Source organism: Frigoribacterium sp. NPDC087798 (assembly GCF_044742985.1).
GTDB lineage: Bacteria > Actinomycetota > Actinomycetes > Actinomycetales > Microbacteriaceae > Frigoribacterium.
This window is the reverse complement of the sequence record NZ_JBIUVP010000001.1, coordinates 996605-1017985: the sequence shown is the minus strand read 5'-3', so window position 1 is coordinate 1017985 and position 21381 is coordinate 996605. Positions and strand designations below refer to the sequence as shown.

Below are 21381 nucleotides of genomic sequence, written 5' to 3'. Positions count from 1 at the left end.
AGCCTAGGAGGCGCGGCTCCGCAACGCGACGCCGGTCCCCTCGGGCAGCCGCAGCCCCTCGATCAGGCTGAGCAGGGCCAGCACGGCCAGCACGATCAACGCGGCCTGGTACCCGGACGCGGCGGGTGCCGGGCCGTCGGTCGAGATCGCGAGGTCGGCCACGCGGACGGCCAGTGCCGTCGCGGCGACGCCGAGCCCCACGGCGAGTTGGCTCGTGATGGACGCGATGGCGTTGGCGGGCCCGATCATCTCGGCCGGGACGTCGGCGAACTGCAGCGTGTTGTAGGCCGTGAAGCCGACGGACCGGAAGACGCCGCTGAGCAGCAGCACCCCCGCCACGACGACCGGCGAGGTGTCGGGGCCGACCAGCGCGGCCGCGACGAAGGTCGCCGCGAGGGCCACCGTCGCGACGACGATGATCGGCACCACGCGGAAGCGCTCCAGCAGCGGCGTCGTGAACGGTTTGACGGCCAGGTTGCCGACGAACACCCACATGAGCATGAGTCCCGCCTCGACCGGCGACCAGCCGAAACCGTCCTGCAGCAGCAGCGGGACGACGAAGGGGATGCCGTTCACGACGGCCCGGTAGAGCGATCCGCTGAGGTTCGTCACGCGGAACGACCCGATGCGGAAGGCCGTGAGGTCGAGCAACGGGTGCGCCGCCCGACGGAACCACCGCACGGCCACGAGGCCGAGCACCACCGCCAGGACGGCCAGCAGCACGCCCGGCACGAGCGTCGTGGGCTCGCCGAGCAGCTCGAACGCCAGCACCAGTGCCACGATCGATCCCGCCACGAGCACCAGACCGACCAGGTCGAGCGGCTGGCGGTCACCGACCTCGGGGGAGGGGACGACCCTCCAGGCGACCGCGAGCAGCGCGAGGCCGACCGGGACGTTGACCAGGAACACCCACTGCCAGCCGAGGTGCTCGGTGAGCAGTCCTCCGAGCAGCGGCGCGACGACCGGAGCCACGAGCGCGGGCCAGGTGAGGTAGGCGATCGCTCGGATCAGCTCGGACTTCTCGGTGCTGCGGAGGACGATCAGTCGGCCGATCGGCACCATCATGCTGCCCGCGAAGCCCTGCACGACCCGGGAGGTCGTGAGGGCGACCAGGTCGGTGCTCGCGGCACAGGCGACCGAGGCGAGGACGAAGAGCACGACGGCCGCGAGGAACACGCGGCGGGCGCCCCAGCGTTCGGCGAGCCAGGCGCCCAGCGGGATGAACGCCGCCACGGCGACGAGGTAGCCGGTCACGGCGAGTCCGAGTTGCGCGGGCTGGACGCCGAAGTCGGTCGCGATCGTGGCGGTCGCCGTCGACAGGATGGTGGCGTCGAGGTTCTCCATGAAGAACGCGGCCGCCACGACGAGGGCGACCGGACGCGACCACGTCGTCGCGGGGGCGGGCGCGGTCATCGGCTGAAGGCGTCGACCACGGGGCGGAACTTCATGGCCGTCTCGGCCACCTCCCTCTCGGGCACGGACTCGGCGACGACGCCGGCCCCCGCGAACGCCCGCACCGAGCCGTCCCGGTCGACCTGGGCACACCGGAGGGCGATGGCCCACTCGCCGTCGCCGTCGGCGCCGACCCAGCCGACGGGCCCCGCGTAGCGACCACGGTCGAACGGTTCGAGTTCTCGGATCAGGGCCAGCGCCTCCTGCGTCGGGGTGCCGGCGACGGCCGCCGTCGGGTGCAGCGAGGCGATGAGGTCGAGCGAGCTCGACCCGTCGGTCAGGCGGCCCCGCACGTCGCTGGCCAGGTGCCAGAGGTTGGGGAGGCGCAGGGTGAAGGGCTGCTCGCCCGTCACGACGTCTCGGGCGTGCGGTCCGAGCGACAGCAACAGGCTGCGCAGGGCGAAGGCGTGTTCGTCGAGGTCCTTCGGAGACGTCGCCAGGGCGAGGGCGGCCTGCTCGTCGGTGGCCGCGTCGACGCCACGGGCCGCGCTGCCGGCGAGGACCCGGGCCGACACCTCTCCCCGTTCGGACTTGACGAGCGTCTCGGGGCTGGCCCCGATCAGTCCGTCGACGGCGAAGGCGTAGCAGTCGGGGTACGCGGTGAGCAGGGTGGCGGCGACGAGGCGCAGGTCGGCCTCGGGGGGCAACGTGCCCACGAGGTCGCGTGCGAGCACGACCTTGCTGACCCGACCGGCGCCGATGGCGTCGACGGCCCGGGCCACGGCCGTAGCGTAGCCGTCGGCGTCGAGGGCGCCGTCGGCCAGCGAGAGGCGGACGGAGGCGCCGACCGGCTTCCCCGCGGGCAGCTCGGCGTCGTCCACCCTCGTGATCCAGGCGACCCCGTCGCGCCGTCCGATGACGATGCTCGGGACGATCAGCACGCTCGTCTCGGCGGACTCGTCGTCGAACGCGAACGAGCCGAACGCGACCAACCCGGTACCGGGCACGCCGACCTCGTCGTGCACCGTGGCGGCGGCCGCCACGGCACGCCAGGCGTCGGCGGCCTCGGTCATGCGGTCGGGCCCGGAGAACTCGAGACGGAGGGCCTCGCCGACGCCCGCCATGCCCGCCCCGCCGCGGACGAAGACCAGCGGACGCGCCCGGTCGACGACGTCGAGCAACGGGCTGACGTGGTCGATTCGCGTGGTGCGGACGGCGAGTGACGGAGCGCGGGACGCGGGGGACTTCACTCGTCGACCCTACTCGGGACACCCCCAGTGCTTGACGGTAGGATCCACCATCGTGACCAAGGCCGACATGAACAAGCAACCCGACGAGGTCGCCTCGATGTTCGACGGCGTCGCGCGCCATTACGACCGCACGAACGACGTGCTCTCGGCGGGCAACGCCGTCCTGTGGCGCATCGCCACCGTGAAGGCGATCGGTGCCGGTCCGGCCGACAAGGTCCTCGACATCGCAGCCGGCACGGGCACCAGCTCGGCGGCCATCGCGCAGCGGGGTGCCGAGGTCGTCGCCCTCGACTTCTCGAAGGGCATGGTCGAGGTCGGCCGCGAACGCCACCCCGAGCTCGAGTTCGTCGAGGGCAACGCCGAGTCGCTGCCCTTCGACGACGACACGTTCGACGCCGTCACCATCTCGTTCGGGCTGCGCAACGTGAACCGGCCCAAGGTCGCGCTCGCCGAGATGAACCGCGTGCTCAAGCCGGGTGGCCGCCTCGTCGTCTGCGAGTTCTCCACTCCGCCGTTCGGTCTCCTGCGCGCCGCCTACCGGGCCTACCTCAAGTACGGCATGCCCCTCGTCGCCAAGGTCACCAGCAGCAACGGCCCGGCCTACTCGTACCTGGCCGAGTCCATCGAGCAGTGGCCGGAGCAGCAGGTCCTCAGCCAGTGGATCCGCGGCGCCGGGTTCACCCGCGTCGCCCACCGCGACCTCAGCTTCGGCATCGTCGCCCTGCACCGGGGGCGCAAGCCGGCGTCGGGCGCCGCGCGCTCCTCCTCGCGGTCGAAGCGGGCCACGTCGTGAACGCCGGCGCCCCTCCTGCGCAGCGCAACTCGCTGGGTCGTTCGCTCGGCCTCGGCGAGAAGCTGTTCGCCACGCCGACCGAGCGTCGTTTCGTGGCCGCGGTCGACGACGGGCTCGAGCTCGTCGAAGAGGGGTTGCTGCGCGAGATCGCCTTCGCCGACGACATCGCCGACGCCACGACGCGCTACCTCCTCGCGGCCGGCGGCAAGCGCGTCCGGCCGACGCTGACGCTGCTCATCGCCCAGCTGGGCGACGGCGCGACCCCCGGGATCGTCGCCTCGGCGCAGGCCACCGAGATCACCCACCTCGCCTCGCTCTACCACGACGACGTCATGGACGAGGCGCAGATGCGTCGCGGCGTCCCCAGCGCCCAGACGGTGTGGGGCAACAACGTCGCGATCCTCGCCGGCGACCTGCTGTTCGCCCGGGCCAGCACCATCGTGTCGGGGCTCGGCCAAGAGGCCATCCTGCTCCAGGCCGAGACCTTCGAACGGCTCTGCCTCGGTCAGCTCCACGAGACGGTCGGCCCACGAGAAGGCGACGACCCGATCGCCCACTACATCGACGTGCTCGCCGACAAGACGGGGTCGCTCATCTCGACCGCCGCCCGCGCCGGCGTCATGTTCAGCGGGGCACCGCGTGAGTACCTCGCCCCCGTCGCCGAGTTCGGTGAGAAGATCGGCATCGCCTTCCAGCTGATCGACGACGTCATCGACCTGTCCGACCAGCCCGCCGAGACCGGCAAGAAGGCCGGCACCGACCTGCGGGCCGGCGTCGTCACGCTCCCGGTGCTGTACCTGCGGCAGCTGGCGCAGGCCGACCTCGAGGCGTCGTCGCTGTTGTCCGAGATCGACCGCATCGTCGACGCCACGCGTGCCGCGGCCCACGGGTCGAGCGGTGAACCGACCCTCGAGGGCGGCACGTCGGCGTCGCTCGCCGACGCGACGGCCCACCTCGACGACGAGTTCGCCGACCTGGTCCGACGCGTCCGTGAGCACGAGGTCACCGAACGCACCCGGGTCGAGGCTCACCGGTGGGCCCGCGAAGCCCTCGACGCCCTGTCCCCGCTGCCCGACGGGCCCGTGAAGAAGGCGCTCACCCGCTTCGCCGACCGCGTGGTCGAGCGGTCCGCCTGACCGGCGCCGCGCCTCCTCGTCCGTCTCGTCCTCGAGCACCATCGTCCAACCGGCCGGCCCCGCCGAGCCACCCCAGATCTAGGGAGAACCCGTGACCACCTTGCGACTGGCCATCGTCGGCGCCGGACCGGCCGGCATCTACGCCGCCGACATCCTCGCGAAGGCCGAGAAGGCCTTCGACGTCTCGATCGACCTCTTCGAGCAGCTGCCGGCCCCCTACGGTCTCGTGCGCTACGGCGTCGCCCCCGACCACCCCCGCATCAAGGGCATCGTCAACGCGCTGCGCGACGTGCTCGACAGCGGCGACATCAGGGTCTTCGGCAACGTCCGCTACGGCGTCGACATCGGGCTCGACGACCTGCGCAAGCACTACAACGCCGTCATCTTCTCGACCGGTGCCATCAAGGACGCCGACCTCGACATCCCCGGCATCGACCTCGAGGGCAGCTACGGCGCGGCCGACTTCGTCAGCTGGTTCGACGGTCACCCCGACTTCCCCCGCACCTGGCCGCTCGACGCGACGTCGGTCGCCGTCGTCGGCGTCGGCAACGTCGCCCTCGACGTGTCCCGCATCCTGGCCAAGCACGCCGACGACCTGCTGCCCACCGAGATCCCCGACAACGTCTACGCGGGCCTCAAGCAGTCCTCGATCACCGACGTGCACGTCTTCGGACGCCGGGGCCCGGCGCAGGTCAAGTTCACGCCGCTCGAGCTGCGCGAGCTGGGCGAGGTGCGTGACGTCGACATGATCGTCTACGACGAGGACTTCGACCACGACGAGGCGTCCAAGAATGCCATCGCCACCAACAAGCAGGTGTTCGTCATCGACAAGGTGCTGAACCAGTGGCGCCAGCGCGAGGTGGGGACGGCGTCGCGTCGCCTGCACCTGCACTTCTACGCCAAGCCCGTCGAGGTCGTCGGCGACGCCGACGGTCGCGTCGCGGCCTTCCGGTACGAGCGCACCCGGCCCGACGGGCAGGGCGGCGTCGAGGGCACGGGCGAGCTCCGCGACGTGCCGATCCAGGCCATCTACCGCGCGGTCGGCTACTTCGGCTCCCCGCTCGACGGCATCCCGTTCGACGAGCGTCGTGGCGTGATCCCGAACCACGAGGGCCAGGTGATGGACGACGACAACCAGATCGTCCCCGGCGTCTACGCCACCGGTTGGATCAAGCGCGGCCCCGTCGGCCTCATCGGGCACACCAAGAGCGACGCGATGGAGACCGTCAAGCACCTCATCAACGACCAGGCCAGCTGGTGGCAGCCGGTCGACCCGTCCGACGAGGCCATCCCGGCCCTGCTCGAGCAGCGCGGCGTCGAGTACACCGACCTCGAGGGCTGGCACCGTCTCGACGGGCACGAGATCGCCCTCGGCGGGGCCCACGAGCACGAGCGTGCCCGGGTCAAGGTCGTGGAGCGTGACGAGATGGTGCGCGTCTCGCGCGCCGTCGAGACGGAGTCGACGCCCGCCTGACGTCCTCGGTCGCCCGTAGCGCGCCTCCTCGGCTCCCCTCGACGGCGGAACCGAGGAGGCGCGCGGTCGTCACCGACCTCGTCGGTCGTCGGTATGGTGGTCCCCATGGCAGACAGTTCCTTCGACGTGGTCAGCAAGGTCGACAAGATGGAGGCCGACAACGCCCTCCACCAGGCGCAGAAAGAGATCGAGCAGCGCTACGACTTCAAGGGTGTCGGTGCCTCGGTCGACTGGAGCGGCGAGAAGCTGCTGCTCAAGGCCGCCACCGAAGAACGCGTCAAGGCCGTGCTCGACGTGCTCGAGTCGAAGTTCATCAAGCGCAGCATCAGCCTCAAGCACCTCGACGTCGGCGAGCCCTTCGCCAGCGGCAAGGAGTACCGCATCGAGGCGTCCCTCAAGCAGGGCATCGAGCAGGACGCAGCGAAGAAGATCGGCAAGATCATCCGCGACGAGGGCCCGAAGAGCGTGAAGAGCCAGATCCAGGGCGACGAACTGCGCGTGCAGTCCAAGAGCCGTGACGATCTGCAGGCGACCATGGCGCTGTTGAAGAAGGCCGACCTCGACGTCGACCTGCAGTTCGTCAACTTCCGCTAGTCACCCGCGGCTCACGACTCCGAGGTCCCGTCCATGGTCGAACCCGCCTGGGTGGCGCCGACGATCGCCGTTCTCGGCATCGTGCTCGACATCGCCATCCGGGTGTTCGCGATCGTCTACGTCCCCATCAACCGGCGGCCCCAGACGGCCACCGCGTGGTTGCTCGCGATCTTCCTGATCCCGTACGTCGGGTTCGTCCTCTTCTTGTTGATCGGCAGCACCAAGCTGCCCGCGCGTCGTCGTGAGAAGCAGACCGAGATCAACAAGTACATCATCGAGACGACCGAGGGCATGGAGCGCGTCAAGCGCGACCACCCGTGGCCGGCCTGGCTCGACTCGGTGGTCGAACTCAACCGCACGCTCGGTGCGATGCCGCTCGTCGGCGGCAACACCGGTGAGATGCACACCGACTACGACGAATCCATGGCCGCGATGGTCGAGGCCGTCGACGGGGCCCACCGCTACGTCCACGCCGAGTTCTACATCACGAGCCTCGACCGCACGACCGAGCCGTTCTTCCTGGCGCTCGAGAACGCCCGTCGACGGGGCGTCACGGTCCGTCTGCTGATGGACCACATCGCCAGCCGCGGGTACCCGGGGTACCGCAAGGCCCGACGCCGGTTGGACGCGATGGGCGTGGAGTGGCAGCTCATGCTGCCCGTGCTGCCGCTGCGGGGCAAGTACCAGCGGCCCGATCTGCGCAACCACCGCAAGCTCCTCGTCATCGACGGCCGGGTGGCCTTCACGGGCTCGCAGAACATGGTCGACAAGAGCTACCAGAAACGCAAGAACAAGCGCCGCGGCCTCGAGTGGAAGGACTTCATGGTCCGCTTCGAGGGCCCCATCGTCGCCGGCATCAACGCGCTGTTCGTCACCGACTGGTACAGCGAGACCGACGAGTTGCTGCTCCGCGAGACCGACCCCGTGCACACGGCCGACCGGCTCGAGACGATCGACTGTCAGGTGGTGCCGAGCGGGCCGGGCTTCGACGGCGAGAACAACCTGCGGTTGTTCAACTCGCTGCTCTACAGCGCGCAGGAGCGCATCATCATCACCAGCCCCTACTTCGTGCCCGACGAGTCGATGCTCTACGCCGTGACGACCGCGGCCCAGCGCGGGCTCGAGGTGCAGCTCTTCGTCAGCGAGATCGGCGACCAGCCGGTGGTCTACCACGCGCAGCGTTCCTACTACGAGGCACTGCTGCGGTCGGGGGTCCGCATCTTCCTGTACCGCTCGCCGACCGTCCTGCACGCCAAGCACTTCTCGATCGACGACGAGGTCGCGGTCATCGGCTCCAGCAACATGGACATGCGGTCGTTCAGCCTCAACCTCGAGATCTCGGTCATGGTGCGTGGACGCGAGTTCGTCGAACGGCTGCGCGAGGTCGAGCAGACCTACCGCGCCTCGAGCCGCGAACTGTTCCTCGACGACTGGCTCGCGCGGCCCTTCCGCTCGAAGGTCCTCGACAACGTCGCCCGCCTCACCTCCGCCGTCCAGTAGTCCACCTGTCCGCGCGGTCCATCGTGGGCCGGCGGCCCGCGCGGCGCGGCCCTGAGGGCGAGTGGTCGTGAGGGGGCTCCCGAGGCTGTATATTTGTCTGGCGCCTCCGGTCGGTGATCACACGGGCTGGGCGTGCATGGCAAGTTACCCAAGCGGCCAAAGGGATCTGACTGTAAATCAGCCGGCGTAGCCTTCGGGGGTTCGAATCCCTCACTTGCCACGGTTGCCCCTCAAGAACGGACTCGCTCGTCGAGTCCGTTCTTGCGTTACCGGGCCACCCACCCCACAGGAGGACCCGTGTCCGTCACCCCGACCCCCGCCGAGCTGCTCGAGATCGCCGTCGCCGTCGCGGGTGAGGCCGCCGAGCTCGCGGCCCTCCGCCGCTCCGAGGGGGTCGTCGTCGCCGACACCAAGAGCAGCGCCGTCGACGTCGTGACGCACACCGACCGAGAGGTCGAGACGTACGTCCGAGGCCGTCTGGCCGAGCTGCGTCCTGGGGACGGCTTCTTCGGAGAAGAGGGCGAACCCGACGACTCGACCACGGGACTCACCTGGGTCGTGGACCCCATCGACGGGACCGTCAACTTCCTCTACGGCATCCCGCAGTGGGCCGTGAGCATCGCCGTCGTCGAGGGCGGTCCCGACCCGCTCACCTGGCGCACCCTCGCCGCAGCGGTCGTCAACCCGACGTCGGGCGAGACCTTCACCGCGTCGGTCGGCGGTGGCGCGTGGCTGGACGGGCGTCGCCTCGAGGTGAACGCTCCGGCCTCCCTCGAGACGTCCCTGCTGGCCACCGGGTTCTCGTACGACGCCGCACGTCGGGTCGAGCACGCGGAGGCGCTGGTCCGGGTGGTGGGGCGCGTTCGCGACCTGAGGCGCCTGGGGGCGGCCTCGCTCGACCTCTGCGCCGTCGCCGCGGGACGGGTCGACGCCTACGTCGAGCGAGGACTCAAGCCGTGGGACCACGCGGCGGGCGCACTCGTGGCCGCCGAAGCAGGCGCCGTCGTCCGCGGGGAGCTCGGTCAGGCCCCCAGCGAGTCGCTGACCTTCGTCGCGGCCCCTGCCATCGCCCAGGACCTCGCCGCCCTGGTCGTCGAGGCAGGGATCTGACCGGAGCACCCAGCGCAAGATGTCAACATGCGTCGTTGTGCGTTGTCATATCGTAGATCAACGGTGAATATCGGCGACGACACCCGAATGCGGGTAGCCATTCGTTCATCGACCGGCTACCCTGGTGAGGTCGTTATTGATCCGTGATCATCGCGTGACGCACTCCGCCAGGGCTCCTTCCGAAGGTCCTGCGCAGCTCGCGCCACGATCACCAGTGACGGCCGTGAAGACGACGGTGCACCCACCGTCCGATCCCGATCACCCCGAGGACCCATCACACGTGACGAAGTACCAGCAGATCGCCGAGCCCGACGGCGACGGAACCCCGTCGCGTCGCGCCACCGACGACCTCACGGGCACCGGTTCGCCGAGTGTCGCTCCGACCGTACCCGTCGTGGCCGACGCCCCCGTCTACCTCACCCGTCGCGAAGCCCGTGAGGCCGAACGCCGCGCGGCCCGGCCCGTGACCGCGACGGCCTCCGCCGCCACCACGACCTCCGCCACCACGACGGCTGCCGCCGCTACGAGCACCGCGGCCCGCGTGGTCGCCGAGCCCGCCGCCGAGGCCCGGCCCACGACTGGCCCGTCCGCGGCGACCGAGCACGTCTCGCCGCGACGAGCCGCTCGTCTCGGTGCGGACTCCGGCACCCGTCCCGCAGCTGCCGGACGCACCGCGAAGGCCCGCGCACAGCGCCCCGCGGCTCGCCTCGAGGCGCCCGTCCGCGCGCCCCGCACCGCCGGGGCGACCTTCCGACGCACCACCAAGCGCGTCACGGTCGTCGGAGCCATGCTCTTCGCCGCGTCCATGCTCGTGGCCACCTCGGTGCCCGCCAACGCCTTCTTCGTCGACACCCCCACGCAGACGGCCGCCAAGAAGGCCGCCGACTCCCAGAGCTACACGGCGACCGCACCCTCGGCCGACGGCACGGCCGGTGTCTCGCGCGACGGTTACTCGGTCACCGAGATGAAGGCCGTCTCCGAGTACGCCTCGACGAGTGCCAGCACGTTCTCGAACGACGTCGACGGCACGGTCCAGTGGCCGTTCCAGACGGGCGTGCCGATCAGCAGCGGCTTCGGCGCCCGCCAGGTGGCCAACTGCGGCTTCTGCTCGACGTTCCACCAGGGTCTCGACTTCGTCCCCGGTGCCGGCTCGCCGATCCAGGCGATCGCCGACGGCGTCGTCAGCAAGGTCGACGGCCCCTCGGGTGCCCTGGGCAACAACGTCTGGATCGACCACGTCGTCAACGGCCAGAAGGTCACCAGCGTCTACGCGCACATGCAGACCGGTTCGGTCGAGGTCCGCGAGGGCGACACCGTCACGGTCGGCACCATCATCGGCAAGGTCGGCAGCACGGGCAACAGCACCGGGGCCCACCTGCACTTCGAGATCGTGATCGGCGGCGTGCCCGTCGACCCGTATCCCTGGCTGCAGGCCAACACGAACTGAGCCGTGGTCCCGCGTCCGCGCGGCACGCACGAGAAGAGCCCCACCTGTCGCCAGGTGGGGCTCTTCCGTCGTCGCCGCCGCTACGACGTGGTGGCGAGCCAGACCGTCGCGTTCGCCGGCAGGGCCGGCCCGTCGACGACCATGGTGGCCAGCAGGACCTCGCCCACGGGGAGCTCGACGGGGACGTCGCCCATGTTGGCCACGACGGTGACCCCCTGGCTGCGGAACGCGACCACCTCGGGCCCGAAGCCCTCGAGCCAGGTCAGCGTGCCCGTACCCAGCTCGTGCTCCGCACGGAGGCGGAGCGCCCGCGTGTAGAGCTCGAGCGTCGACCCGGCGACGCCCCGCTGCTCGTCCCGGGCGTACGTCGACCAGTCCGCGGGTTGGGGCAACCAGGAGGCGCCCGTCGCGTTGAACCCGAAGGCCGGCTCGGTCGCGGACCAGGGCAACGGCACGCGGCAGCCGTCCCGGCCGTAGCGCTCCCCGTCCGTGCGGAACCACGTGGGGTCCTGCCGGGAGTCGTCGGGCAGGTCGATGGCCTCGGGCAGGCCGAGTTCTTCGCCCTGGTAGAGGTACGCGCTGCCGGGGAGGGCCAACATGAGCGCCGATGCGGCTCGCGCCCTGGCCAACCCGAGCTCGGGGACGGGCAGCCCCTCGCTCTTCGGCCCGATGCCGTACCCCTGCGGGTTCTCGGCCGTCAGGGCGAGCCGACTGGCGTGCCGGACGACGTCGTGGTTGCTCATGACCCAGGTGCTGGGGGCTCCGACGCTCGAGAAGGTCTGGAGGGACGCGTCGACGACCTCGCGGACGGCCGGGGCGGACCACCCGGTCTCGAGGTAGGCGAAGTTGAACGCCTGGTGCATCTCGTCGGGGCGCACCCAGTCGGCCAGGCGCGAGAGCGGTTCGACCCAGGCCTCGGCGACGAGCACCCGGTCGCCCGGGTACTCGGCGAGGACGGTGTGCCACTCGCGGTAGATCTCGTGGACGCCCTCCTGGCCCCAGTAGGGCGGGGGAGCGGACTCGCCCTGGCCACCGCCCATGCTGCCGGACTCGGCGGGGGGCGTGTAGTCGGGCAGGCCCTCGGCCTTGACCATGCCGTGAGCGACGTCGACCCGGAACCCGTCGACGCCGCGGTCGAGCCAGAAGCGCAGCACGTCGACGAACTCGTCGCGCACGCGGCGGTTCGTCCAGTCGAGGTCGGGTTGCGACGAGTCGAACAGGTGCAGGTACCACTGGCCCGGTCGGCCGTCGGCCTCGGTCACGCGGGACCACGCCGGGCCGCCGAAGACCGACTGCCAGTTGTTCGGCGGCAGCTCGCCGTCGGGGCCGCGGCCGTCACGGAACAGGTACCGACCGCGGGCGGCCGAACCGGCCGGCGAGGCGAGGGCCTCGCGGAACCACGCGTGGTCGCTCGAGGTGTGGTTCGGCACCACGTCGACGATGACCCGCAGGCCCAGCTCGGTGGCCCGGGCGCGGAGGGCGTCGAAGTCGTCCAAGGTGCCGAACAGCGGGTCGACGTCGCGGTAGTCGGCCACGTCGTAGCCCGCGTCGCGCTGGGGCGAGGTGTAGAAGGGCGACAGCCAGACGGCGTCGACGCCGAGCTCGCCGAGGGCGTCGAGGCGCGACGTGATGCCGGGGAGGTCGCCGACGCCGTCGCCGTCGCCGTCGGCGAACGACCGCGGGTAGACCTGGTAGATGACGGCGGTGCGCCACCACTCGTGGCCCTGGTCGGCGGTCGTCGCGGTGCCCTCGAGGGGGGCGGTCGGGGTCAGCGTGTCGGTCTCGGCCGGATCTCGTGTGGACATGAGGCCACGATACGGCAGGCCCTCGACGCGGCATCGGCTACGGTCGTGGTCAGGACAGCCCGGAGGGGGACCTCCGGGACGAACACCCGCGACACGATTGGCACGATCCTGAACCCTGCGACCGATCTCGTGACGGCCGACCTGCCCGCCGGCACCCGGCCGTTCCCGCTCGCGCTCGGAACCAACGTCTTCGGCTGGACGGTCGGCGCCCCCACCGCCCTCGAGGTGCTCGACCTCTTCGCCGACGACGGCGGCCGCGTCGTCGACACGGCCGACGTCTACTCGGCGTGGCTGCCGGGCAACTCCGGGGGCGAGTCCGAGGCGATCATCGGCCGGTGGCTCGCCCGACCGGGCAACCGCGACCGGGTGGTGCTGAGCACCAAGTGCGGGCAGCACCCCGACGCTCCCGGCCTGTCGCGTGCCAGCATCCGTGCGGCGGTCGAGGCGTCGCTGCGCCGTCTGCGCACCGACCACGTCGACTTCTACTTCACGCACTTCGACGACGACGAGACACCGCTGGACGAGACGGTGGGCGCGCTCAGCGAGCTCGTCGACGAGGGCAAGATCCTCTGCGCCGGGGCGTCCAACTACACCGGCGCGCGCCTCCGGCAGGCCCTCGCGATCGCGGATCGCGACGGACTCCACCCGTTCCGGTTGGTCCAGGTCGCGTACAACCTGGTGCGACGGGGCGAGTACGAGCACGACGTCGCCGCCATCGTGGACCACTACGACCTCGCCGTGTTGCCGCACTCGTCCCTGGCGAGCGGGTTCCTGACCGGCAAGTACCGTCACGAGGCCGGCCGAGGGGACTCTCCCCGGGGCAGCCGGGCCCTCAGCTACGTCACGCCGCAGAACCAGGGCACCCTCGAGGTCGTCGTCGAGATCGCCGAGCGTCTCGACGTCGAGCCGGGCGCCGTGGCCGTCGCGTGGCTCGCCTCCCGCGACAACGTCATCGGCGCACTCGGCAGCGCCCGGACCCCCCGCCAGCTCGAGGGTCTGCTCGACGCCGCCCGGGTCGAGTTGACCGAGGGCGACCTGGCGTCGCTCGAGGCGGCCTCGCGTCCGCTCGCCTGACGTCCGGGGTCAGCGCCCGGCGCCGTCCCTCTCATCCGCCTCCGCGTCCGCGGCGACGGGACCCAGCGGGACGATCGTGCGCGCTCCCGGGTCCCAGCGCCGCAGCCGGGACAGCACGACCGGCCGGGTCGACGGGACGCCGGCCTCGGAGAGGGCGTCGAGGGCCCGGGCCACCTGGTCGGGCGTCAGGCGTGACGCGAGGGTGACGTGGGGGGTCCACCGACCGGGCGTGGTGTGCGGGACGTCCCCCGCGCCTCCGAGGCTCTCGTGCACCCGGGCGTGGAGGTCCAGCAGTTCTCCCGTCACGACCACGGGTCGCACGAGCACGAGCCCGCGCGGGGGCGATCCGAGGAGCAGCAGCCCGCCGAGCTCGGCGGGCATCGGCAATGCCTCCGAGAGGGGCAGGAGGCGCGGGTCGGCAGCTGGGTCGAGGTCGGGTCGTGCCACCAGGGTGACGTGCGGCGCGTTCGACGTCCCGACGTGGTCGCCCTGCGACGGGAGGCCCGCCGCGGACAGCACGCGCCATTCGTCACGGACGGCTCCGTCGGAGGCCGGGTCGAGCAAGAGTTCGAGGCTGTGCACCCGTCGATCCTGCCCCGCGGGGCCCTCGGCGGGCCGGGTCGGCACGTGGCGTCAGCAGCCCGTTCGCTCTGCTACCCTTGTCTGGTGCCAATCGGCAGCGGCCTCGGTCGCTCGCCTGGTGGTCACGCCCCGATAGCTCAGTGGTAGAGCACTTCCATGGTAAGGAAGGGGTCGTCAGTTCAATCCTGACTCGGGGCTCTGGCTGTCTCGGTCCCGTCCCGGTGTGATGCCGGCAGGGCCTGCAGCCTGCGGCGGGGTAGCTCAGTTGGTTAGAGCACACGGCTCATAATCGTGGTGTCGCGGGTTCAAGTCCCGCCCTCGCTACCGCAGGCCCGGATCTCTCACGAGTTCGGGCCTTCGTCGTCCGTACCCTCGGTGGTCACCCGGCGGGTCGTCTCCGTGCACCGAGACGCGACCGGTGCGCCGTGCCCGGGCGTCGGGCATACGATGAAGCATGGCCGTGAGCATCCGCAGCATCGGCACCGCGGTGCCCCCGACCATCATCCGACAGGACGACGTCCGAGAGATCTTCGCGACCCAGGCCGGCCTCGGCCGCCTCGGTCAGCGCATCGTCGGAGCCGCGTTCGGTGCCTCGGCCATCGAGACCCGGCACACCGTCGTCGACGAGCTCGACCGGCGACCGCGCGAGGGCGAGCCGACGTTCTACGACGCCGCGTCGAACGAGATCCTCCGACCCGGCACGGGCGCACGCAACCAGGTCTACACGGACCGGTCGCCCGAGCTGTTCCTCGACGCCGCTCGTGCCGCGCTCGCGGCGGCGCCCGACCTCGGGCCCGACGACGTCACGCACGTGATCAGCGTGTCGTGCACCGGCTTCTTCGCCCCCGGGCCCGACTACCTGCTCGTCCGGGGCCTCGGGTTGTCGCCGTCGACCCGTCGCCACCACCTGGGCTTCATGGGCTGCTACGGGGCCTTCCCCGCCCTCGCCGCCGCACGCGACTTCTGCCTCGCCGATCCGGAGGCGGTCGTGCTCGTCGTCTGCGCCGAGCTCTGCACGCTGCACCTGCGGAGCTCCGACGACCCCGACTCGATCGTCGCCTCGTCCGTGTTCGCCGACGGGGCGGCCGCCGCCGTGGTGACCGCCCGCCCGGCGCCGTCGGGCTCCGTCGTGCTCGACCTCGACGTCCTCGAGACGGTGCTCACGCCGGTCGGCGAGACCGACATGGCGTGGACGATCGGCGACCTGGGCTTCGACATGGTGCTGAGCAGCTACGTCCCGCAGATCATCGAGCTGCACATCGACTCGGCCCTGGCACCGCTCTTCGAGGCCGGCGGCGTCGGCGTCGGCGACGTCGACCTGTGGGCCGTCCATCCGGGCGGGCGCAGCATCCTCGACCGCGTGCAACAGCAGCTCGGGCTCACCGACGCCCACCTTGCGCCCTCACGCGACGTCCTGCGCGACTACGGCAACATGTCGAGCGCGACCGTCCTGTTCATCCTCGCCGACCTCCTGGCCGGGCCCCCCGCCCCGTCGCAGCGCGTGGGTGCCATGGCCTTCGGCCCCGGGCTGACCGTCGAGACCGCGCTGATGACGCGTCGCGCGGTCTCGTGAGCGCGACCCGCACCTCCTCGGCTCCGTCGGTCGCGGTGCGGCCGCCCTGGTGGCCGGACCTGTCGCGACGAGGCGTCGGACTCGTCGAGCTGATGGACGACCCGGGCTGCGACCTCGGCCTGCTGAACGCCACCTACCGGGCCTTCCCGGTCGTGAACGGTCTCGTGGCGGGGTGGCGCCGGGCGTACCTCCGCCGCCTCCGCCCGCTGTTGTCGGCCGACGTGACGACCAGGCTGCTCGACCTCGGGTCCGGCGGCGGCGACCTCGCGCGCGCCCTGGCCGGCTGGGCCCGTCGCGACGGGCTCGCCCTCGAGGTCGTGGCCGTCGATCCCGACGAACGGGCCCACGCCTTCGCGGTGTCCCGCCCCGTCCCGCCCGGCGTCGAGTTCCGGCGGGCCTCGAGCGCCGACCTCGTGGCGGCGGGCGAGACCTTCGACGTGGTCGTGTCGAACCACGTCCTGCACCACCTCGACGACGAGGCCCGGGCGGCCGTGCTGGACGACAGCGCCCGCCTGGCGTCCCGTCTCGTGCTGCACGCCGACATCGAGCGGGCCCGCGGGGCGTACCTCGCCTACCGGGCCGCGACCTGGCCGTGGCGGACCCGCTCGTTCGTCCACGTCGACGGGCTCCTGTCGATCCGCCGCAGCTTCACCGCCGACGAGCTGGTCGACGTGGCTCCGCCGGGGTGGCGCGTCGTCCGGCAGTGGCCCTTCCGCCTGCTGCTCGTCCGCGAGATCGGCGTCGACGCCCCCGGGGGTGCCGGCCGTGCGGACGCATGACGTCCTGATCGTCGGTGGCGGGCCCGTCGGGGTGATGCTCGCCGCCGCCCTGGCGGATCGCGGCCTCGACGCCGTCGTCTGGGAGGCGCGGGTCGACGATCCGGCGCACTCGCGCGCCCTCGGCGTGCATCCGCCCTCGATCGACCTCTTCGACCGGCTCGGCCTCGCGGACGACCTGCTCGCCGACGCCGTCCGCATCCGGCGGGGGATCGCCCGGAGCGGCGAGCGGACGGTCGGCGTGGTGCCGTTCGACCGGGCGTCGTCGCGGTGGCCGTTCGTCGCGGCGGTGCCGCAGGACCGCACCGAGGCGGTGCTGCGGACGGGGTTGGCCGCGCGGCGGGACGACGCGCTCCGTCGGGGCGTGCGGTTCGTCGGGCTCGCACAACGGGACGAGGACGTGGTCGTCGAGGGCGTCGACGACGAGGGGCCGGTGGTCGTCGCCGCCCGCTTCGTCGTCGGGGCCGACGGCACGCGCAGCGCCGTCCGCGCCGCGTTGGGCGTCGACACCAGGGCCCGGGACCTGCCCGACCGCTACGTGATGGGCGACTTCGCCGACGCCACCGGCCACGGCCCCGACGCCGTGATCCATCTCGAGCGCTCCGGGGTGGTCGAGTCGTTCCCGTTGCCCGCGGGTCGACGACGGTTCGTGGTGCACGTCGGGTCGGCTCACGGAGCGACCGCGTCGGTCGCACCGGACGACGTCGCGCGGCTCGTGTCGGACCGCACCGGGTCGCCCGTCGACCCGACGACCTCGACCATGACGAGCGGGTTCGGCGTCCGGCGCCGGCTGGCCGTCCGGACGGTCGTCGGCCGGGTCACGCTGATCGGCGACGCCGCCCACGAGATCAGTCCCATCGGCGGCCAGGGCATGAACCTCGGCTGGCTCGACGGACACGCTCTCGAGGTCGTCATCGCCGCGGCGGTGAAGCGGAGGGGTGGCCGGGTGCTCGATCCGACCACGTTCGGCCGTTTCGACGCCGACCGTGCCCGCGCCGCCCTCCGCGCCGCCCGGCAGGCCGAGTGGAACACCGCCCTCGGTCGGCCCGTCGGCGGGGGAGCGGCTCGGGCCCGGGACCTGGCGCTCGGAGCCGTGCTGAGGGCTCCGAGCAGGCACCTGCTCGCGTCTGTCTACGCCATGCGCTGGGCCTGAGCCATCCGGCCCCCGCGGCCCCCCCGCTCGGCTCTCCTTCGTCGACCCGCGTGCTCAGGCGACGACGGTGCCGCCGCTGAGGGCGAGCTGCACCACGAGCAGCACGGCCGCCACCATGATCAACCGGAAGAGGGTGCGATCGACGCGTCCCGCGAGCACGAGGCGGACGCCGAGGACGGCGATGCCGAGGGTCACGGTGGTGCCGACGGCGGCAGCGACGAGGCCTGGAGCCGACGAGTCGCCGCCCAGCCGGCCCGAGAGCAGCAGGACGGCCGCGACGGCCAGGGCCGCGAACGCGACGACTCCCGAGACGGTCCGCCCGAGGCGGTGGGGGAGCCCGACGATGCCGGTGCGCGCGTCGTCGTCGAGGTCGGGCAGGACGTTCGTGAAGTGGATCGCCACGCCGAACACGGCTCCGACCGCCACGGCCCAGCCGGCGGGAGGCGACGGTGGTGCCGCGGCGAGGGTGGCGACGGCGGGCAGCAGGCCGAAGCTCACGACGAACGGCACCACCGAGACCGGGGTCCGCTTGAGCCCGAGGTCGTAGGCCCACCCCGAGGCCACGAGCACGAGGTGGGCTGTACCGGCTGCCGGCCCGAGCGCGTAGGAGGGCACGAGCATCAGCACGCCGCAGACCACCGCGGCACGGCGGACGGCCGACACGCTCACGAGGCCCTGGGCCACCGGCTTGTCGGTCCGGCCGACGGCGCGGTCGCGCCCGGCGTCGAGCCAGTCGTTGGCGAACCCGATCGAGGCCTGTCCGAGCAGCACCGCGAGGGCGAGCAGCACGAGTCGGCCGAGGGGCAACCCCGAGGAGGCGCCCAGCACGACGGCGAGGACGGTCACCACCACCGTCGGCCCCGGGTGCGTCGAACCCAGCAGGGCGACGGTCCACGAGGCGGGGCCGTCGCGGCGCCCGGAGCCGGCGGTGGAGACCGGGGGCTCGGGGGAGGTCATCCGTTCACCCTAGACGGACGGAGCCGCACGGCCCCGGACGGGTCGGCCCCGGACGACGGCACGTGGTGCGGTGGGCGACGAGAAGAGGTGCACCCGAGTCGGGGGAGGACTCGGATGCACCCCGTCGCACCCTCGGCGCTCGAGGTGCAGGTGGATCAGTACCGGCACGCGCCAGAGGAGGGTGCCCACGTCGAGTTACCATCCCAGACGTGACTGGAGTGTACGACTGCCACGGGTGGATCGGAAGGGGCACCGGGCCGTCTTTCGCGGATCGGCCCGGGCCCCGGGGGACGACGAGGGGTCAGGCCCCGCGGCCGGTCTTCTGCTGGAGGCGGTCGATGTGCTCGCTCGCCTCGGCCTTCGTCATGTCGGCGGGCAGCTCTTCGCCGGCCTCGCGGGCGAGGGTGTCGAGGTAGCTCTTCTGCGGGCCGGTGATGGGCTCGTCGCCGGTGACCCAGTCGTCCGGGTCCTTCGACGCCGTGCTGCCGCCGTCGGGGCGGGCGCCGCCGAGCGTCTCGCCGTGTGCGGGAGCCGCGTTCTCCTCGCGGGCCGTGGCGGCCTGGTCGGTCTCGTCGGTGGTCGTCGTGTCGGTGGTCGTCGTCTCGTCGGACTCGGCCGCTGCCGGGTCGACGGGGGTGATGTCGGGGTCGATGTTCGCGTCGCTCATGACGTGAACGTACGCCGTGCCCCCGACACCGGGCCGGGCGACGTACCCCGCTGGTTAGACTCGACCGCGTGTCCGTGAACCCTGATCTGCAAGGGCGGGTCTTCCCGCCGGCCCCGCCCTACCTCGTGGGCCGCGAGAAGGTGCGCGAGTTCGCCCGCGCGACCGGCTCGACGAGCCCGCTCTCGTTCGACGTCGAGGCGGCCCACGCGGCCGGGCACGGCGACCTCGTCGCCCCGCCGACCTTCGCCGTCGTCGTCCAAGAGGCCACGCTCGCCCAGTTGCTCGCCGAACCCGACGCGGGCATCGACTTCTCGCGCGTGGTCCACGGCGAGCAGCGCTTCTCGCTCTCGCGTCCGATCGTCGCGGGGGACGAGCTCACGGCCACCCTGACCGTGACCAGCGTCAAGACGCTGGGCGGCAACGCCATGGTCACGGCGTCCTCCGACATGCGCGACGTCGACGGGCGGCACGTGGTCACCGCCGTGTCGACGCTCGTCGTCCGCGCCGACGACGAGGCCGCCGCGTGAGCGCCCTCGAGGTCGGCCAGGTCGTGGCCGAGAAGACCTACCCCCTGACACGCGACTCGTTGGTGCGCTACGCCGGCGCCTCGGGCGACTTCAACCCCATCCACTACCGCGACGACGTGGCGGCCGCGGTCGGTCTCCCCGGTGTCCTGGCCCACGGCATGCTCACGATGGGCACCGCCGTCCAGCCGGTCGTCGAATGGCTCGAGGGGGCGGGCGACGACGCCGGCGTGCTCGGTCGGGTGTCGGACTACCAGGTGCGCTTCACGCGTCCCGTCGTGGTCGACCCCACCGCCGGGGCCGAGATCGCCGTCGTCGCGAAGGTGGGCAAGCTCGACGCCGAGGCCGGCACGGCGCGCATCGACCTGACCGTGACCGCCGGCGGCCAGACCGTGCTGGGCAAGGCCCAGGTCGTGGTGACGCTGGCGTGACGACCTTCGCCGAGCTCACGACGATGCAGGTGGGTGGCGAGCCCGCCCGCCTGGTCGAGGCGACGACGACCGACGAGCTGCTGGCCGCGGTCCGTGAGGCGTCGGTCGGTGACGACCCCTGGTACGTCCTGGGCGGCGGGTCGAACACGGTCGCCTCCGACGAGCCGTTCGACGGCACGGTCGTGCACGTGGCCACCCGGGGTGTCGAGCGCGTCGACTCCGACGACCACCGCGTCCACCTCCGCGTCGCCGCAGGCGAGCCCTGGGACGACCTCGTCGCCTCGACGGTCGAGCAGGGCTGGTCGGGGCTCGAGGCGCTCAGCGGCATCCCCGGCTCGACGGGCGCGTCGCCGATCCAGAACATCGGTGCCTACGGCCAGGAGGTCGCCTCGACGCTCGTGGCCGTCGACTTCCTGGACGACGACTCGGGCGAGTTCGTCCGCATCCCCGCGGCCAACCTCGACCTCGGGTACCGCACGAGCGTCTTCAAGCAGGGCCGTCGGGGCGTCGTCACGGCCGTGGAGTTCGCCCTCACGGACCACGGAGGCGCGAGCGAGCAGGTCGCGTACCCGCAGCTCGCGAAGGCCCTCGGCGTCGAGCTCGGGGCCCGGGTCTCGGTCGCCGACGTGCGCTCCAGCGTGCTCGCCCTGCGGGCCGCGAAGGGCATGGTGCTCGACCCGGCCGACCGTGACACGGCGTCGAGCGGATCGTTCTTCACCAACCCGATCGTGTCGCGGGCCGATGCGTCGACCCTGCCGGCCGACGCGCCACGGTGGCCGACCGGCCCCGAGCCCGAGCGCCAGGTCGTGCCACTCGGTGAGGAGCCGGCCGCCCCGGCGCCCCGTGCACCCGCCGAGGTCAAGCTCAGCGCCGCCTGGCTGATCGAGCACGCCGGCATCACGAGGGGTTTCCGCCTGCCGGGCTCGCAGGCCGCCGTCTCGTCCAAGCACACCCTGGCCCTGACCAACCGTGGCGGTGCCACGGGCGACGAGGTCGCCGAGCTCGCGCGCTACGTGCAGCAGCGGGTCCAGTCCGAGTTCGGCGTGCTGCTGCACCCCGAGCCCGTCCTCCTCGGCCTCTCGCTGTAGGGACGCCGCCGCGCGCGTCCGACGCGGCGGCCGTCCGACGCGGCGGTGCCCGTCC

Annotated in this window: 19 protein-coding genes, 3 tRNA genes and 1 pseudogene; 17 read left to right on the top strand and 6 right to left on the bottom strand. The window is 72.1% G+C overall.

Annotated features, from left to right (window positions below):
- Window positions 1–3: 3 nt before the first annotated feature.
- Together ACIOSR_RS04690 and ACIOSR_RS04685 are read right to left on the bottom strand one after the other, a co-directional pair.
- Entirely contained in the window at window positions 4–1413 is a 1410-nt protein-coding gene (locus ACIOSR_RS04690; protein WP_402751949.1) for an MFS transporter, read from the bottom strand.
- A complete protein-coding gene (locus ACIOSR_RS04685; RefSeq protein WP_402751948.1) occupies window positions 1410–2642 on the bottom strand; it encodes an isochorismate synthase MenF in 1233 nt (410 codons plus the stop codon). Before ACIOSR_RS04685 ends, ACIOSR_RS04690 begins: the two co-directional genes overlap by 4 nt.
- Before the next feature lie 52 nt (window positions 2643–2694).
- Between ACIOSR_RS04685 and ubiE the strand changes: the two genes are divergently transcribed.
- The 8 genes from ubiE (at window position 2695) to ACIOSR_RS04645 (ending at window position 10696) form a co-directional block, all read left to right on the top strand.
- The gene (gene ubiE, locus ACIOSR_RS04680; RefSeq protein ID WP_233568365.1) at window positions 2695–3435 is read left to right on the top strand and encodes a bifunctional demethylmenaquinone methyltransferase/2-methoxy-6-polyprenyl-1,4-benzoquinol methylase UbiE; all 741 of its coding nucleotides are present in this window, start codon (window positions 2695–2697) and stop codon (window positions 3433–3435) included.
- Complete coding sequence (locus tag ACIOSR_RS04675; RefSeq protein ID WP_402751947.1) at window positions 3432–4571, top strand: polyprenyl synthetase family protein; 1140 nt, start codon at window positions 3432–3434, stop codon at window positions 4569–4571. Before ubiE ends, ACIOSR_RS04675 begins: the two co-directional genes overlap by 4 nt.
- A gap of 91 nt (window positions 4572–4662) precedes the next feature.
- A complete protein-coding gene (locus tag ACIOSR_RS04670; RefSeq protein WP_402751946.1) occupies window positions 4663–6045 on the top strand; it encodes an FAD-dependent oxidoreductase in 1383 nt (460 codons plus the stop codon).
- Between the two features lie 105 nt (window positions 6046–6150).
- On the top strand, window positions 6151–6639 hold the full coding sequence (locus ACIOSR_RS04665; protein ID WP_056047782.1) for a YajQ family cyclic di-GMP-binding protein: 489 nt from the start codon (window positions 6151–6153) through the stop codon (window positions 6637–6639).
- A gap of 33 nt (window positions 6640–6672) precedes the next feature.
- On the top strand, window positions 6673–8139 hold the full coding sequence (cls, locus tag ACIOSR_RS04660) for a cardiolipin synthase (protein WP_159826076.1): 1467 nt from the start codon (window positions 6673–6675) through the stop codon (window positions 8137–8139).
- A 138-nt stretch (window positions 8140–8277) separates the two neighbouring features.
- A tRNA-Tyr gene (locus ACIOSR_RS04655) sits at window positions 8278–8359 on the top strand.
- A 77-nt stretch (window positions 8360–8436) separates the two neighbouring features.
- Window positions 8437–9249 (top strand): inositol monophosphatase, encoded by an 813-nt coding sequence (locus ACIOSR_RS04650; RefSeq protein WP_192124576.1) that lies wholly within the window; start codon window positions 8437–8439, stop codon window positions 9247–9249.
- A 280-nt stretch (window positions 9250–9529) separates the two neighbouring features.
- Window positions 9530–10696, top strand: coding sequence for a M23 family metallopeptidase (locus tag ACIOSR_RS04645; RefSeq protein WP_192124578.1), 1167 nt, complete (start codon window positions 9530–9532; stop codon window positions 10694–10696).
- 80 nt (window positions 10697–10776) lie between these two features.
- On the opposite strand, the gene ACIOSR_RS04640 is transcribed toward ACIOSR_RS04645, so the two are convergent.
- Entirely contained in the window at window positions 10777–12501 is a 1725-nt protein-coding gene (locus ACIOSR_RS04640; RefSeq protein ID WP_056046553.1) for a glycoside hydrolase family 13 protein, read from the bottom strand.
- 129 nt (window positions 12502–12630) lie between these two features.
- Here ACIOSR_RS04640 and ACIOSR_RS04635 point away from each other — a divergent pair, with 129 nt between their 5' ends.
- Window positions 12631–13575 carry an aldo/keto reductase gene (locus ACIOSR_RS04635; RefSeq protein ID WP_173151347.1) on the top strand — a complete coding sequence of 315 codons (945 nt, stop codon included), beginning with the start codon at window positions 12631–12633 and terminating at the stop codon, window positions 13573–13575.
- A 9-nt stretch (window positions 13576–13584) separates the two neighbouring features.
- Here the strand turns inward: ACIOSR_RS04635 and ACIOSR_RS04630 are convergent, their stop codons facing one another.
- Entirely contained in the window at window positions 13585–14157 is a 573-nt protein-coding gene (locus tag ACIOSR_RS04630) for a 2'-5' RNA ligase family protein (protein ID WP_402751945.1), read from the bottom strand.
- A gap of 126 nt (window positions 14158–14283) precedes the next feature.
- Between ACIOSR_RS04630 and ACIOSR_RS04625 the strand changes: the two genes are divergently transcribed.
- From ACIOSR_RS04625 to ACIOSR_RS04605, 5 genes are all read left to right on the top strand, one after another.
- Window positions 14284–14355, top strand: a tRNA-Thr gene (locus ACIOSR_RS04625).
- Between the two features lie 52 nt (window positions 14356–14407).
- Window positions 14408–14481 (top strand) — tRNA-Met (locus tag ACIOSR_RS04620).
- Between the two features lie 130 nt (window positions 14482–14611).
- Complete coding sequence (locus tag ACIOSR_RS04615) at window positions 14612–15730, top strand: type III polyketide synthase (RefSeq protein ID WP_159826088.1); 1119 nt, start codon at window positions 14612–14614, stop codon at window positions 15728–15730.
- Window positions 15727–16509: a class I SAM-dependent methyltransferase gene (locus ACIOSR_RS04610; protein ID WP_402751944.1), complete on the top strand. Its 783-nt coding sequence runs from the start codon at window positions 15727–15729 to the stop codon at window positions 16507–16509. The genes ACIOSR_RS04615 and ACIOSR_RS04610 overlap by 4 nt, the downstream gene beginning before the upstream one ends.
- Entirely contained in the window at window positions 16496–17659 is a 1164-nt protein-coding gene (locus ACIOSR_RS04605) for an FAD-dependent oxidoreductase (RefSeq protein ID WP_402751943.1), read from the top strand. The genes ACIOSR_RS04610 and ACIOSR_RS04605 overlap by 14 nt, the downstream gene beginning before the upstream one ends.
- Before the next feature lie 54 nt (window positions 17660–17713).
- Here the strand turns inward: ACIOSR_RS04605 and ACIOSR_RS04600 are convergent, their stop codons facing one another.
- Together ACIOSR_RS04600 and ACIOSR_RS04595 are read right to left on the bottom strand one after the other, a co-directional pair.
- Window positions 17714–18616, bottom strand: a complete 903-nt coding sequence (locus ACIOSR_RS04600; RefSeq protein WP_402751942.1) for a UbiA family prenyltransferase — start codon at window positions 18614–18616, stop codon at window positions 17714–17716.
- 301 nt (window positions 18617–18917) lie between these two features.
- Window positions 18918–19136 (bottom strand): annotated as a pseudogene (locus tag ACIOSR_RS04595) (DUF3072 domain-containing protein); the annotation flags it as partial.
- A 215-nt stretch (window positions 19137–19351) separates the two neighbouring features.
- On the opposite strand from ACIOSR_RS04595, the gene ACIOSR_RS04590 reads away from it, so the two are divergent.
- The 3 genes from ACIOSR_RS04590 to ACIOSR_RS04580 are packed head-to-tail and all read left to right on the top strand — an operon-like array spanning window position 19352 to window position 21326.
- Window positions 19352–19810: a MaoC family dehydratase N-terminal domain-containing protein gene (locus tag ACIOSR_RS04590; RefSeq protein ID WP_173151341.1), complete on the top strand. Its 459-nt coding sequence runs from the start codon at window positions 19352–19354 to the stop codon at window positions 19808–19810.
- Window positions 19807–20238, top strand: coding sequence for a MaoC family dehydratase (locus tag ACIOSR_RS04585; RefSeq protein ID WP_056046546.1), 432 nt, complete (start codon window positions 19807–19809; stop codon window positions 20236–20238). Before ACIOSR_RS04590 ends, ACIOSR_RS04585 begins: the two co-directional genes overlap by 4 nt.
- Window positions 20235–21326, top strand: coding sequence for a UDP-N-acetylmuramate dehydrogenase (locus tag ACIOSR_RS04580; protein ID WP_402751941.1), 1092 nt, complete (start codon window positions 20235–20237; stop codon window positions 21324–21326). Before ACIOSR_RS04585 ends, ACIOSR_RS04580 begins: the two co-directional genes overlap by 4 nt.
- The last annotated feature ends 55 nt before the right edge of the window (window positions 21327–21381 follow it).

Coding starts and splice junctions, on each gene's coding strand:
- ACIOSR_RS04690 (WP_402751949.1), bottom strand. CDS start 1,413: ATGACCGCGCCCGCCCCCGCGACGACGTGGTCGCGTCCGGTCGCCCTC.
- ACIOSR_RS04665 (WP_056047782.1), top strand. CDS start 6,151: ATGGCAGACAGTTCCTTCGACGTGGTCAGCAAGGTCGACAAGATGGAG.
- cls (WP_159826076.1), top strand. CDS start 6,673: ATGGTCGAACCCGCCTGGGTGGCGCCGACGATCGCCGTTCTCGGCATC.
- ACIOSR_RS04640 (WP_056046553.1), bottom strand. CDS start 12,501: ATGTCCACACGAGATCCGGCCGAGACCGACACGCTGACCCCGACCGCC.
- ACIOSR_RS04615 (WP_159826088.1), top strand. CDS start 14,612: ATGGCCGTGAGCATCCGCAGCATCGGCACCGCGGTGCCCCCGACCATC.
- ACIOSR_RS04600 (WP_402751942.1), bottom strand. CDS start 18,616: ATGACCTCCCCCGAGCCCCCGGTCTCCACCGCCGGCTCCGGGCGCCGC.